The sequence below is a fragment of the Kitasatospora sp. NPDC057595 genome (assembly GCF_042800875.1).
Classification (GTDB): domain Bacteria; phylum Actinomycetota; class Actinomycetes; order Streptomycetales; family Streptomycetaceae; genus Kitasatospora.
The window spans coordinates 21,092-34,730 of the sequence record NZ_JBHVGL010000013.1 but is presented as its reverse complement, the minus strand read 5'-3'; the positions used below and the strand labels follow the sequence as shown (position 1 = coordinate 34,730).

The following is a 13,639-nucleotide window of genomic DNA, read 5'->3' as shown; positions in this document are numbered from 1 at the left end:
GCCCCTACCCCGGTGACCCGCCGGTCAGATCAACAGGGCACCACGGCGTCGAGGGTGACCGGCGTCGATCCCCAGCCGGGCTTGGTGACGCTGAAGCTGCCGTGCACGGTGGAGCCGCACGCCACGGTCCCGCCGACGCCGCGCACGGCGGTCCTGCTGAGATCGAAACGCGTCCACCGGTTGAGCGAGCCGAGCGAGTTGCCGCCCACCACCTCACCGGACAGCACGGTCACCAGGTCCTCGGGCTGCGGGTACGGGCCGCCCGGGCTCGGCGGGCCGGCCAGGTAGATCCAGCCCACCAACTGCACGTCGCTGCCGTTCACCTCGGCGCACAGCCAGGTCGCCAGCCCGGCCTGCAGCTTGGTCGCGCTGCAGATCTCCGCGGTGGCGGTCGTGTTCGCGGCGCCGGTCTGGGCGGCACCCGCCTGGGTGGGCGCCGCCAGCATCGCCACCGCACCGGCGGCACCGGCCAGCGTCAGGCCGAGTCGGTTCGTTCGCATCGTCCTACTCCTCCTCTGCTCCGTCTTCGGAATCCCACGGTATGGACATGCCACATATGACATTTCATCTATGCCATGGCGGCTACTCTGGCACGCATAGCGAAGGCCCCGCAGTCGATCAGCCTGGGGATCGATCATCAGACCGGAAACCGGCCTTCGATGGCGCGATCACCGCTGCTTGACACCAGGCGCCCCGATCGGAGCCACCCGGCCGTGGCGAAGCCGCCGGGATCTTCCACCGCGCTGCCGCAGGAAAGCAGCGGGCCCGCACCCAGAGGCGCGGGCCCACCGAAGAGACCGATTCAGCGCGTGTCGTGAGGGGTGAACCGCTTTCACCCGGGACCCGGCCCTGCCCGGCGCGGCTAACCGGCCCCGACAGGGACGGGCTCGCGGACGTTCACGTCGATGTCCGCATCGGCCGCCGGGGGCTTCGGCGGGCAGAGGCGGTCGAGGAGGACCGGGGCCAGCGTCCGCAGGGTTCCGAGGTCGAGGTCGGACTCCAGGCAGGCGTCCAGGAGGAGGCGGGCCCCACCGCCGACGAGGAGGACGTTGCCGTTGACCCGGTTGATGACGATCGACTGGTCGGGCCGGTCGGGATGCGGGGAGCGGCTGACCACGTGGCGCAGCGGGACGGCGGCGGGGAAGCCGGAGTCGCGGCGGAGCTTCGTCCCCCGTTCGACGAGTTCGGCCGGACTCATCCGGGACAGCAGGCCGAGCAGCAGTTCCCGCGGCACCCAGCCCGCGCTGTAGTACCCGGGGATGTCGGCCGCCGCGTCGTTCAACTCCTGGGCCCAATCCGCCGCACGTTCCGGGGTCAGCCCCTCGGCGACCTCGTAGTCGTAGTAGACGTCGATGTCCTCTCCGGCGGCCCGCTTGAGACTCAGACCGAAGTCCTCCAGATGGCGGAAGATCGGCGCGTTGTGCTCCAGGGAGAAGGTGCCGGCCCCGAAGGAGCCGATGATCTCCGGGTTCTCCAGGACGAAGTCGAAGGTCTCCTTGGCCTCCGCCTCGGTCTCCCCGGGGAAGCCGAAGAACAGGAAGCAGTGCATCCAGATCCCGGCGAGGGTGGCGTCGGAGAGGTTGCGGACCATCACCTCCCGGCGGGTGTTCTTGCGCATCAGCGCCAGCACCCGCTCGGACGCGGACTCCAGCCCGACGTAGAGCGACCGGAAGCCCATCCGGTGGAGGTTGGCGAAGTCCTCCCGCTGGAAGAAGTCCTCGAACTTCATGAGCCCGGTAAAGTGCCATCCGGTGGTGTCCCGGGCCGGGGTCCGCTCCCCGAGGAGGCGGGCGAGCTTCGGCGGGACCGCCTCGTCGTTGAACGAGAAGTGCCGCACGCCGTACCGGTCGGAGAGGCTCCTGAGGGTATCGATGACCGTGTCGACCTGGTAACCGGCGTACTTCTCGCCGTAGACCATCCCGTGATGGCAGAACTCGCACTTCCCCCAGTAGCAGCCGCGCGAGGAGAGCAGCGGCAGGGTGGTCTCCGCCGACAGGTACCGGGTGAGCGGCAGGTCGTCGAAGTCCGGCACCGGGATCTCCTGCGGCCGGAGCGGAGCGCTCGGCTTCGCGGAGACGACGCGCCCGTCGCTGCTGCGGTACACCACGCCCGGCACGCCCTCGGTCAGCGGCAGTCCGTCGCGCAGGTTGCGCAGGATGTGCTCCGCCGGCCGCTCACCCTCGTTGCGGACGACCACGTCGAAGAACCGCTCGAACCACTCCGGCTTGAGGACGCCACGCTCGAAGATCCGGGAGAAGATCGTGCCGCCGACGAGGATCGGCACGTCCGTCCGCTGTTTCAGGACGGATCCGAGGAGCAGCGTGAAGTAGAGCTGTTCCTGCCCGATACAGGAAAGTCCGATGGAACGGGCCGGCCGGGTGAGGATGTGCTCCTCGACCATCTCGCGGGCGAATTCCAGGAGCAGTGGCGGAGGGGATTCCACCATCCGCTCCAGTGCCGCCGACGACAGGTTCCCCTCGGCGAGCTGGAAACTGTACGGCCCGACCGCGAACTGCTCGCAGACCTGGGAGACCGCGTACAGGTAGGTCCCCAGGGACCTCACTGCCAGGTAGTGGCGGTCGAAGTACTCGTCTCCCCCCTCCCCGTCGGCGCCGGCGTCGGCGCCCCTCAACCTCGCGAGGTCGGCGCGGAAGTCCGCGGAACTGGCGAACACCGCCAGGTAGGCGTCCTTGATGTCGGACGGCTGGTCCAGCCCGGCAACCTCCCTGGCGAGCAGGTCGGCGCACCGCTCGGAGAGCAGCCAGTCGTAGAAGAGGACGTTCAGGTCGAGGGAGTGGACGCCGTAGCCCGCGCGCCTCAGCCAGGCGGAGAGCGACGGCAGGGAAAGGGAGGGCTGAAAGGCACTCCACTGCGGCGGGAAGACGAGGAGCGTGTCCAGCACGTATTTCGATCCCTTCACGAGAGCGGCCCCTGCGCGAATACCGCACAGGAGCCATCGGCACTTCGGGGCAGACACGCCCGGGCATTCCGGAGGTTACTGCGCCAACTTCTTGGGGTTGTTGTTGTTGGTTCCGTTGTTGTGGTTGTTGTCGGCCTTGAGCAGTCCTTGCTCATCGGGATTCGTCAGGATGTCAACGATGTCACTGGGTTGCGCTTCCTTGAGGAGTTGCGCGATCTTCAGATTCATCTCACTGACGGGACTCGTCATGGCGGGCCTCCTTTCGAGGTGAGGCCCATCCTAACTGTTCGCATGCGGTCCGCCACTCAACGTAGCGTTCGGGTTGCGCGCCCCCCCCGGGACACGCCCCTGGCATCGAGGCGCCCGGAAACGGCTGTGGGGCCCGCTCGTACCGGGCCCCACAGCGTCACCTGTCTCTCGTACGAGCCCTTCCGGCTCAGGCGTTCTTCTGCTGGGGCTCCTCCCCGGGCTGGTCGACGACGGTGCGGGCGAGGATGGCGGAGTGGCCGGTGACGGTGCCCGGCTTGCCGAACTCGTTGCCCTCGGCGGCGACGACGGTGCGCTCGCCCAGGAACTCGTGGGTCTTCGGGTCGAAGATCCACTCGGTGCGGATTCCGCCGTCCACGCGTGCCACGGCCATGCCGTGCCGGCCCGAGGCGTCCACGGAGTCGTCCACGACGGTGACGCCGGGGATCTTCGCGGCGGCCCGGTAGAGCGCGGCACTGACGGCCGGCGGGGCGATCTGCTCGCGCAGCAGGTCGCCGATCGTCACGAAGGCCTCCTGGTCGGGGCCCGGGCCCATGCCCTTGGTCTCGGCGTAGATCTTCTTCAGCAGCGCCTCCGGGTCGGTCGGCAGCGCGGCCAGGTACGCGTACGTCGGGGCGTTGAGGCCCGGCTTGGGGTTCGGGTCGAGCCACATGCCGCCGTCGGCGCGCGGAGCCGGTTCCCCGGGCTTCGCCTTCTCCGGGGCGTTGGGCTTGCCGTCCTGCTCCCGCCCCTCCTTGAGGACGCCCCACTGGCTGCCGTCCACCGAGAGCCAGATCTGGCGGCGGTGCGCGGGGTCGACCTTCGACTCCCCGGTGCTCATGTTGAGGCTGGAGAAGGCCACCAGACTGTCCACGTACACGAACTGCTGCTTGCCCGGCTTGGGGTCGGGCTTGCCGGCGGCGGTGTCGGCCGCCTGGGTGAGCAGCTGGACGGCGCCCACGGGGGCGGCGTTCAGCGTGCCGCCGGCCTGCTGCTGCGCCTGCTGCGGCGCCTGCTGGGCCTGCTGCTGCGGCGCCGGCGTGCCGTCGGTGCCGCCGTTGCTCAGCACCAGCGCCAGCGCCAGTCCGCCCGCCAGGGCGGGCACCGCCACCCAGCCGAGCCGGCCGCGCCGGGCCCGCGCGGGCTTCGTCTCCCGGATCTCGCTCATCAGATGTCCCCTCAACAACCGGTGGCGGTCGGCGGAGAGCTCGGGCCTCGCCGGACCCGGCACCAGCCGGTCCAGCTCGGCACGTTCGTCCTCGTTCATCGGTTCGTCTCCCGTATCGACCGGGCCGCGTCGACGCGGCCACCCCGTACCTGTCCGGGGGCCGGGCGCGGTTCCCGGCCGTTGCGCAGTTCCTCGTCGGCGAGCGCGCGCAGCTTGGTCCGGGCGCGCGAGAGCCGTGAACGCACCGTGCCGATCGGCACCCCCAGGGCCTCGGCCGCGCCCGCGTAGTCCAGCCCGCCCCAGACGCAGAGCCCGAACACCTCCCGCTCGGCCTTCCGCAGCCGCCCCAGCGCCCGCCGGGCGGCGGCCAACTGGGCGCTGTCGTCCAGCCGGCCCACCAGCTCGTCGGCGAAGTCCGGCACCACGTCCCGGGCCGGCAGCCGCTCCATCGCCGCCCGGTGCCGACGCGCCGCCCGGGCGGTGTTCCGCAGCACGTTGGCGGCGATCCCGAACAGCCAGGGCCGTACCGCCCCGCCGTCCTCGCGCAGCTTGTGCCGCAGCCGCCACGCCTCCAGGAAGGTCAGCTGGACGACGTCCTCGGCCACCGCCCAGTCCCCGGTGGCCCGCACGGCGTAGCGGTACAGGTCACCCGCCGCCTCGTCGAACAGCTCCCCGAACGCCCACTGATCGCCATCCCGTATCCGTCCCCGCTGCGACAGTTCCACACCTCCACCTGTCCGCGGGCCCGGAGGAGTTCCGGAGCCGGACGGCGTAAGACGGCGGGCCCGCGTCCACCAGGGACGCGGGCCCGCCGTTCACAGCGTCAGCCGGGGGTCAGCGCATCGAGCCCGTGCGGAGCAGGGTGCGGATGACGCGCATCGCGACGGAGAGGCTGGACAGCTCGTAGTTGTCCGAACCCCTTATGTCGTCGAGGGTGCTCTTGGCGCGGTTCAGCAGGGTGGAGTTGAGGTCCGCCCAGGCCGTGTAGCGCTCCTCGGGGGCGGCGGCCTCGGGACCGCAGGCGAGGATGTCGGCGGTCAGCGCCGCGTGGGCCGCGAAGAGGTCCTCGCGGATGGCGGCGCGGGCCATCGACGACCAGCGGTCGGTGCGCGGCAGCTCGATGATGCGGTCGAGCAGGTGGGTGATCTGCAGGCGGTCGGCCAGGTCGTAGTAGAGCTCGGCGACCTGGGCGACGTCCTTGCCCGAGCGGTCCGCGACCTCGGTGATGTCCAGGGTCGGGAAGGTCGACGACAGGCCCGCGATCCGGGTGGCGAGCTCCTCCGGCACGCCGGCCTCGGTGAGCTCGTTGTAGACCTTCTCGAACCAGACGAGGTCGTCGCCGCGCAGCGGCTTGGGCAGCGAGCCCCAGACCTGGTTGACCCGGTCGTGGAAGAACTCGATGGTGCCGGCGATGTCGAGAGGCTGGCGCCGGTTGTTGAGCATCCACCGGGTGGCGCGCTCGACGAGCCGGCGGGCGTGCAGGCGCATCTTGGTCTGGGCGCGGGCCGGGACCCGGTTGTCCAGGCCCTCGATCTCCGACCAGATCTCCTCCAGGCCGAAGACGGCCCGGGCGGCGGTGTGGGTGCGGGCGACCTCTTCGTAGGTCGCGCCGGTCTCCTCCTTCAGGCGGAAGGCGAAGGTGCAGCCACCGCGGTTGATCGTGTCGTTGACGATCAGCGTGGTGATGATCTCGCGGCGCAGCGGGTGCCGGTCGATCTGCTCGGCGAACCGGGCCCGCAGCGCGCTCGGGAAGTACTCGTGCAGCGCGGTGCGGAAGAACGGGTCGTCGGGCAGATCGGTGGCGAGCAGCTCGTCGGCCAGGGTGATCTTGGTGTAGGCGAGCAGCACCGACATCTCGGGCTGGGACAGGCCCCGGCCGTTCTGCTGGCGGTCGCGGATCTGCCGCTCGGTGGGCAGGAACTCCAGGGCCCGGTCGAGCTGCCCGTCCGACTCCAGGCGGTTGATCATCCGGGAGTGGACGTTGACCATGCTGTGCGCCTGGGCGACCGCGTTGGCCAGCACCACGTTCTGCGCGTAGTTGTTGCGCAGCACGAGGTGGCCGACCTCGTCGGTCATCTCGGCGAGCAGGGTGTTGCGCTGCTTGACCGTCATGTCGCCGTCGACGACCACCTGGTTGAGCAGGATCTTGATGTTGACCTCGTGGTCCGAGGTGTCCACGCCGGCCGAGTTGTCGATGGCGTCGGTGTTGATCCAGCCGCCGACACCCTCGGGGCCGCCGTTGGACGCGTACTCGATGCGGCCGAGCTGGGTGCAGCCGAGGTTGCCGCCCTCGCCGACGACGCGGGCGCGGACCTGGTCGCCGTTGACGCGGATGGCGTCGTTGGCCTTGTCGCCCACCTCGGCGTTGGTCTCCGAGGAGGCCTTGACGTAGGTGCCGATGCCGCCGTTCCAGAACAGGTCGACCGGCGCCTGCAGCACCGCCTTCATCAGCTCGGCGGGGGTGAGCCGGGTGTCGGAGACCCCCAGCACGGCCCGGACCTGCGGCGACAGCTGGATCGACTTGGCGCTGCGCGGGAAGACGCCGCCGCCCGCCGAGATCAGCGACTTGTCGTAGTCGTCCCAGGAGCTGCGGGGCAGCTCGAAGAGGCGGCGGCGCTCGGCGTAGGAGACGGCCGCGTCCGGGTTGGGGTCGAGGAAGATGTGCCGGTGGTCGAAGGCGGCCACCAGGCGGATGTGCTCGCTGAGCAGCATGCCGTTGCCGAAGACGTCACCGGACATGTCGCCGATGCCGACGACGGTGAAGTCCTCGGTCTGGGTGTCGTGGCCCAGCTCGCGGAAGTTGCGCTTGACCGACTCCCAGGCGCCCCGGGCGGTGATGCCCATGCCCTTGTGGTCGTAGCCGGCCGAGCCGCCGGAGGCGAACGCGTCGCCCAGCCAGAAGCCGTAGGACTCGGCGACACCGTTGGCGATGTCGGAGAACGTCGCGGTGCCCTTGTCGGCGGCGACGACGAGGTAGGTGTCGTCCTCGTCGTGGCGGACCACGTCGGCCGGGTGCACGACCTCGCCGCCGACCAGGTTGTCGGTGATGTCCAGCAGCGCCGAGATGAACGTCTTGTAGGACGAGATGCCCTCGGCCAGCCAGGCGTTGCGGTCGACCGACGGGTCCGGCAGCTGCTTGGCGACGAAGCCGCCCTTGGAGCCGACCGGCACGATGACGGTGTTCTTCACCATCTGCGCCTTGACCAGGCCGAGGATCTCGGTGCGGAAGTCCTCACGCCGGTCGGACCAGCGCAGACCACCGCGGGCGACCTTGCCGAAGCGCAGGTGCACGCCCTCGACCTGCGGCGAGTAGACCCAGATCTCGAACGCCGGGCGCGGGGCCGGCAGGTCCGGGATGGCCTTCGGGTCGAACTTCATCGACACGTAGGAGTGCCACACGCCCGAGCCGTCGTGCTGGAAGAAGTTGGTCCGCAGGGTGGCCTTGATGAGGTGCAGGAAGGAACGCAGGATGCGGTCCTCGTCCAGCGAGACGACCTCGTCCAGCGCGCCGGACAGCTCCTCCAGGATGCCCTCGGTCAGCTCCAGCGCGCCCTGCTGGTGGCTGGGGCTCAGCCGGGCCTCGAAGAGGTTCACCAGCAGGCGGGTGGTGTGGGTGTTGTTGCGGAGCGCGTCCTCCATGTAGTCCTGGGAGAACGTGGAGCCCGCCTGGCGCAGGTACTTGGCGTACGCGCGCAGCATCATCGCCTGGCGCCAGGTGAGCCCGGCGGTCAGGACCAGCTCGTTGAAGCCGTCGTTCTCGGCCTTGCCGGTCCAGGTGGCGGCGAAGGTCTCCTGGAAGCGGTCGCGGGCCTCGTCGGTCAGCTCGACGGCCTCGCGCAGCCGCAGGCCGAAGTCGTAGACCCAGGCGGTGGTCTGGTCGGAGCGGGTCAGCGCGTACGGGTGCTCGTCGAGCACCTCGACGCCCAGGCGCTGGAGGACCGGCAGCACCTCGGTGAGCGAGATCGGGCCGCCCACCCGGTAGATCTTGAAGCGGCGCTCGTCGTCGCCCGCGCCGACCGGCTGGTACAGGTTGAGCCGGAAGTCGCCCTCGCCGTGCAGCGACTCGATCTGCTTGAGGTCGGCCACGGCGGTGCGTGCGGTGAAGTCCGCGCGGTAGCCGTCGGGGAAGGCGTTGGCGTACTTGCGGGAGAGCTCGGCCGCCTTCTCCTCGCCCAGCTCGACGTGCAGCTGGTCGTTGAAGCCGTCCATCCAGAACCGGGCGGCCTCGGCCAGCTTGGCCTCGATCCGCTCGACCTCGGCCTCGGTCAGGTGCGGCAACTCGCTGCCGGGGGTGACCCGGACGACGAAGTGCAGACGGGTCAGCACCGACTCCGTCGACCAGACCGTGTAGTCGATCGAGGCGCCGTTGAGCTCCTGCATCAGGATGTCCATGAGGCGCAGCCGGATGCGGGTGGTGTAGCGGTCGCGCGGCAGGTAGACCAGCGCGGAGAAGTAGCGCCCGTACTCGTCCTGGCGCAGGAACAGCCGCAGCCGGCGGCGCTCCTGCAGGTAGAGGACGCTGGTGGCGATCTGGAGCAGCTCGTCGGCCTGGGTCTGGAAGATCTCGTCCCGGGGGAAGGTCTCCAGGATCTGCAGCAGGTCGCGGCCGTCGTGGCTCTCGGTGGAGAAGCCGGAGTCGGCGATGACGTCCTGGACCTTGCGGCGGACCACCGGGATGCGGCTGACCGACTCGGTGTAGGCGGCGGCCGAGAACAGGCCGAGGAAGCGGCGCTCGCCGATGACCTCACCGTTGGCGTCGAACTTCTTCACGCCGACGTAGTCGAGGTAGGAGGGGCGGTGCACGGTGGCCCGGCTGTTGGCCTTGGTGAGGACCAGCAGCTTCTTCTCGTGCGCCTTGGCGCGCACCGGCGCGGAGAGCCGGCCGAAGGCCTCGCTGACGGCGTGGTGCTGCTCGTCGCGGGTGACCGGGTCGGAGCGCAGGATACCGAGGCCGGTGCCGGCGACGGCCCGCAGGACCTCCTCGCCCTCGTGCTCGACGAGGTCGTACTCGCGGTAGCCGAGGAAGGTGAAGTGGTCGTCGGCGAGCCAGCGCATCAGCTCCCAGGCCTCGCCGACCTCCTGCTCGGGCAGCCCGACGGGCGGCTGCTCGGCCAGCTCGTCGGCCAGGCGCAGCGCGGAGTCGCGCATCTTGGTCCAGTCCTCGACGACCTCGCGGACGTCGCCGAGCACGCGGCGCAGGTTGGTCTCGATCTCGCGCAGGTCGTCGCGGTCGGTCTCGCGGTCGACCTCGATGTGCATCCACGACTCGACGGTCGCGTCGGCCGGCAGCTCGGTGCCGGCGGCCTGGCTGCGGGCGCAGGCGTCGACGTCGAGGATCTCCAGCAGCTTGCCGGTGATGTCACGGCGGACGACCAGCTGGGGGTGGATGACGATGTGGATCGCGCGGTCCTGGCGGGACAGCTCGTTGGTGACCGAGTCGACCAGGAACGGCATGTCGTCGGTGACGACCTCGACCACGGTGTGGCCGCAGGACCAGCCGTTCTCCTCGACCGAGGGGGTGTGCACCCGCACCTCGGCGGTGCCCTGCGGCCGCTTGAGGCCCAGGCGGTAGTGCGAGGCGGCCGCGCCGTAGACGTCGACCGGGTCGCGGTCGACCAGGTCCTCGGGCGCGGTGTGGAGGTAGTAGTGGTGCAGGTACGCGGACAGAGCGCCGTTGCTCAGTCCCTCCCCCGGCGCCGCTCCCCCCACCTGGCTGTTCTCAGCGGCTGCTGCTGCCTTCCTGAGCAGTTCGGCCTTGGCTGCGTCCAGCTTGGTCTGCATGACTTCTTGGCTCCTGTCGCGCGCCGTTGCGTGACTCGGTGGTGGTCTCGCTTCACACCGCCGGGTCTCCCGCAAAATACTGCCGCACCGTCCTGCTGAAAGGGCTCCATGGCACGCATGGAACACCTCTGCAGCGGGTAGGACGAGACGTTCGGCCTGCGGAGTCACCCGACGACGCCAGCCAGCCTAACGGGATCAATCGAAGGTGTCAGGGGACAACCAGGCGCAAACCTGCAGGAAGATGAAGCCGTCCTGGACAGCTTGTCCAATCAGCCTGCCGGTTTGCGCCGAAAGCCGAAACTTCGTACGGAGTGGCGTGCGGGATCCGTGTGCGGAGCGTGGACGCTCAGCCCATGTGCGGGTGAACGTGCGAGGTCGGCGGGACGAACGTCTCCTTGATCGACCTCGCGGAGGTCCACCGCAGCAGGTTCTGCGCGGCGCCCGCCTTGTCGTTGGTGCCCGACGCCCGGCCGCCGCCGAAGGGCTGCTGGCCGACCACCGCGCCGGTCGGCTTGTCGTTGATGTAGAAGTTCCCGGCGGCGAACCGCAGCGCCTCCACCGCCTGCGCGATGGCGTAGCGGTCCTGGGCCACCACCGAGCCGGTCAGCCCGTACGGCGCTCCCGCGTCGACCCGGCCGAGCACGTCGTCCCAGCGGGAGTCCTCGTAGACGTGCACGGCCAGGATCGGGCCGAAGTACTCGGTGCGGAACATCTCGTTGCGGAAGTCCGAGGAGACCAGCACGGTCGGGCGGACGAACCAGCCGATCGCGTCGTCGTACTGGCCGCCGGCCGCCAGCTCCACCGTCGGGTCGGCCTTGGCCCGCTCGATGGCGTCCCGGTTCTTCTCGAACGCGCGCCGGTCGATCAGCGCGCCCATGAAGTTCGACAGGTCGGTGACGTCACCGACGGCCAGCGCGTCCACCTCGGCCAGGAAGTCGTCCTTGATCCGCTGCCAGAGGCTGCGCGGCAGGTAGGCGCGGGAGAGCGCCGAGCACTTCTGGCCCTGGTACTCGAAGGCGCCGCGGATCAGGGCGGCCTTGAGGATCTCCGGGTCCGCCGAGCGGTGCGCCAGCAGGAAGTCCTTGCCGCCGGTCTCGCCGACGATCCGCGGGTACGTGCGGTAGCCGCCGATGTTGGCGCCGACGGTCTGCCAGAGCGAGCGGAAGGTCTTGGTGGAGCCGGTGAAGTGCAGTCCGGCCAGCGCGGGATCGGCCAGCGCCACCGCGGACAGCTGCTGACCGTCGCCGGTGACCAGGTTGACCACGCCGGGCGGCAGCCCGGCCGCCTCCAGCAGCCGCATCAGGTGGTGCGCGGCCAGCGTCTGCGTCGGCGCGGGCTTCCACACCACCGTGTTGCCCATCAGCGCGGGCGCGGTCGGCAGGTTGCCGGCGATGGCGGTGAAGTTGAACGGGGTGATCGCGTAGACGAAACCTTCCAGCGGGCGGTGGTCGGTACGGTTCCACACCCCCGGCGAGGAGACCGGCTGGTCGGCCAGGATCTGCCGGGCGAAGTGCACGTTCCAGCGCCAGAAGTCGATCAGCTCGCAGGCCGAGTCGATCTCGGCCTGCTGCGCCGTCTTGGACTGCCCGAGCATGGTCGCCGCGTTCAGCGTCTCCCGCCACGGCCCGGCCAGCAGGTCGGCGGCGCGCAGGAACACCGCCGCCCGGTCGTCGAAGGACAGCGCCCGCCACTCCCTCCCGGCCGCCAGCGCGGCGTCCACCGCGGCCCGGGCGTCCTCCCGGGTGGCGTTGCCGAGCACACCCAGCTTGGCCGCGTGGTGGTGCGGCTGGACGACGTCGATCCGCTCGCCGCCGCCGAAGCGCTGCTCGCCGCCGATGGTCATCGGCAGCGGGATCTGCTCGGCCGCCAGCTCGTCCAGCCGGCGCACCAGACGCTCCCGCTCCGGGCTGCCGGGCGCGTAGCCGAGCACCGGCTCGTTGCCCGGGACCGGGACCTGGGTGACTGCGTCGATGGGCATGGCTGGCTCCGCTTCCTCGTCACGGCGGCCGGCCCGTTCCGACGACGGACCCGGCACCCGTCCAGCCTGACCAGCGGCGGGCCCCTTCGCCCGCCCGGACACGCCAACGGTGGACGTGGTCCGCGACACGCCCGGCGCCGCGTGCGGGCCCGGCGGGCGTGTCAGCCGGCCAGCCGGCCGGCCAGCTCCACCGCTTCCGCCAGGCTGTCCACCACCGGCACACCGACCGGCTCCAGCTTCTCCCTGGTGTGCGAGCCGCCGGTGTACAGCACCGCGTGCGCGCCCGCGTTCAGGGCCGCCAGCGCGTCGTCCGCCGCGTCGCCGATCAGCACCGTACGGGCCGGGTCCACCTGCTCGCCGAGGGCGGCCAGGTGCCGGACCAGGTGCTCGGCCTTCTGCCCGCCGGCCGGGCCGCTGCGCCCGTCCACCCGCAGGAACTGGGGGGTCAGGCCGAAGCCCTCGACCACCGGCAGCAGCCGGTCGTGCTCGTACATGGAGAGCAGCGACTGGCTGCGCCCGGCCGCCCGCCAGCCGTCCAGCAGCTCGCGGGCGCCCTCGGTGAGGCCGCAGGCGGTGCTCAGCTCGCGGTAGCTGTCGTGGAACGCGTCGTCCAGGCGCAGCCACTCGGCGTCGGAGGGCAGCCGGCCGAGCAGCCGCTGGTAGAACCGGGGGATCGGGATCTCGTACTGCTCGCGGTACTCCTCCAGCGTCATCGGGCCGACGCCGATGGTCGCGAAGGCGGCGTTGCTCGCGCCGAGCACCGCTTCCATGTCGTGGAAGAGCGTTCCGTTCCAGTCCCAGACGATATGAGTGCGCACGTGTTGAACGGTAGCGCCGGGCGGTGCCGGACCGGTAGGACGGGGCTCACCCCCGGTCCGCGCGCGGACCTCCGCGCACGGACCGGTGAGCAGGGCCTCGGCCGAGCGGCCCCTCGGACCGGCGGGGCCTCAGGCCAGCAGGGCGGCGATCTCCTGGGTGGCGAACCAGAGCAGGTCGTGGTCCTCGGCGCCGTCCACGGTGAACTGGGCGTCCTGGTCGCCCGTGTCCGCCGCCGTCACCGCCTCGACGGCCGCCGCCACGTCGGCCACCACGTCCACGTCGGCGACGTCCGCGTGCACCGAGGCCGCCTTGGCGAGCTTCACCGGGCCGGCCAGCACCACCCGGCCGAGCGAGGCCTGGTCCTGGTACTCGTCGCCGGGGAACGGCTTCACCGCCGAGTCGGCGACGTCGAGCGCCACGACGACGCGGCGGCGCGGGGCGTCCGGCTCGGCGGCCAGCAGGCGCAGCGAGGACTGGGCGGCCCGGTTCAGCGCCGCGTACTCCAGCTCCTCCAGGTCGTCGCTGACGTACCACTCGCGCAGCGCGGGCGTCACGGCGTACGCCGCGGACTGCTCCAGCGCGCCGCCCGAGTGCGCCGCCGCCAGGCCGGTCAGGGTGGTGGGCACGTACACGCGCATCGGTGGCACTCTCCGGTTCGTCCAGCGGCACAGCTTCCAGCGCCCCAAGAATAAGCGCCGGACGGCGGGCCGTGATCACCCGCACGCCG

The 13,639-nt window shown here is 70.8% G+C and carries 9 protein-coding genes; all 9 read right to left on the bottom strand.

The features are described 5' to 3' along the window. Positions 1 to 29: 29 nt before the first annotated feature. Complete coding sequence (locus ACFU9E_RS20350) at positions 30 to 500, bottom strand: hypothetical protein (RefSeq protein ID WP_380686753.1); 471 nt, start codon at positions 498 to 500, stop codon at positions 30 to 32. Positions 501 to 862: 362 nt separating this feature from the next. After that, positions 863 to 2,902, bottom strand: a complete 2,040-nt coding sequence (locus ACFU9E_RS20345; protein ID WP_380686751.1) for a B12-binding domain-containing radical SAM protein — start codon at positions 2,900 to 2,902, stop codon at positions 863 to 865. A gap of 93 nt (positions 2,903 to 2,995) precedes the next feature. Next, entirely contained in the window at positions 2,996 to 3,169 is a 174-nt protein-coding gene (locus ACFU9E_RS20340) for a hypothetical protein (RefSeq protein ID WP_380686749.1), read from the bottom strand. Between the two features lie 187 nt (positions 3,170 to 3,356). Continuing rightward, positions 3,357 to 4,433, bottom strand: coding sequence for a CU044_5270 family protein (locus tag ACFU9E_RS20335; RefSeq protein ID WP_380686746.1), 1,077 nt, complete (start codon positions 4,431 to 4,433; stop codon positions 3,357 to 3,359). Further along, positions 4,430 to 5,059: an RNA polymerase sigma factor gene (locus ACFU9E_RS20330; RefSeq protein WP_380686744.1), complete on the bottom strand. Its 630-nt coding sequence runs from the start codon at positions 5,057 to 5,059 to the stop codon at positions 4,430 to 4,432. Before ACFU9E_RS20330 ends, ACFU9E_RS20335 begins: the two co-directional genes overlap by 4 nt. A 109-nt stretch (positions 5,060 to 5,168) precedes the next feature. After that, on the bottom strand, positions 5,169 to 10,115 hold the full coding sequence (locus ACFU9E_RS20325) for an NAD-glutamate dehydrogenase (RefSeq protein WP_380685111.1): 4,947 nt from the start codon (positions 10,113 to 10,115) through the stop codon (positions 5,169 to 5,171). Positions 10,116 to 10,461: 346 nt separating this feature from the next. Next, positions 10,462 to 12,087: an L-glutamate gamma-semialdehyde dehydrogenase gene (gene pruA, locus ACFU9E_RS20320; RefSeq protein ID WP_380685112.1), complete on the bottom strand. Its 1,626-nt coding sequence runs from the start codon at positions 12,085 to 12,087 to the stop codon at positions 10,462 to 10,464. 167 nt (positions 12,088 to 12,254) lie between these two features. Then, the gene (locus tag ACFU9E_RS20315; protein WP_380685110.1) at positions 12,255 to 12,911 is read right to left on the bottom strand and encodes an HAD family hydrolase; all 657 of its coding nucleotides are present in this window, start codon (positions 12,909 to 12,911) and stop codon (positions 12,255 to 12,257) included. Between the two features lie 129 nt (positions 12,912 to 13,040). Then, complete coding sequence (locus ACFU9E_RS20310; protein ID WP_380685109.1) at positions 13,041 to 13,550, bottom strand: DUF6912 family protein; 510 nt, start codon at positions 13,548 to 13,550, stop codon at positions 13,041 to 13,043. Positions 13,551 to 13,639 lie beyond the last annotated feature (89 nt).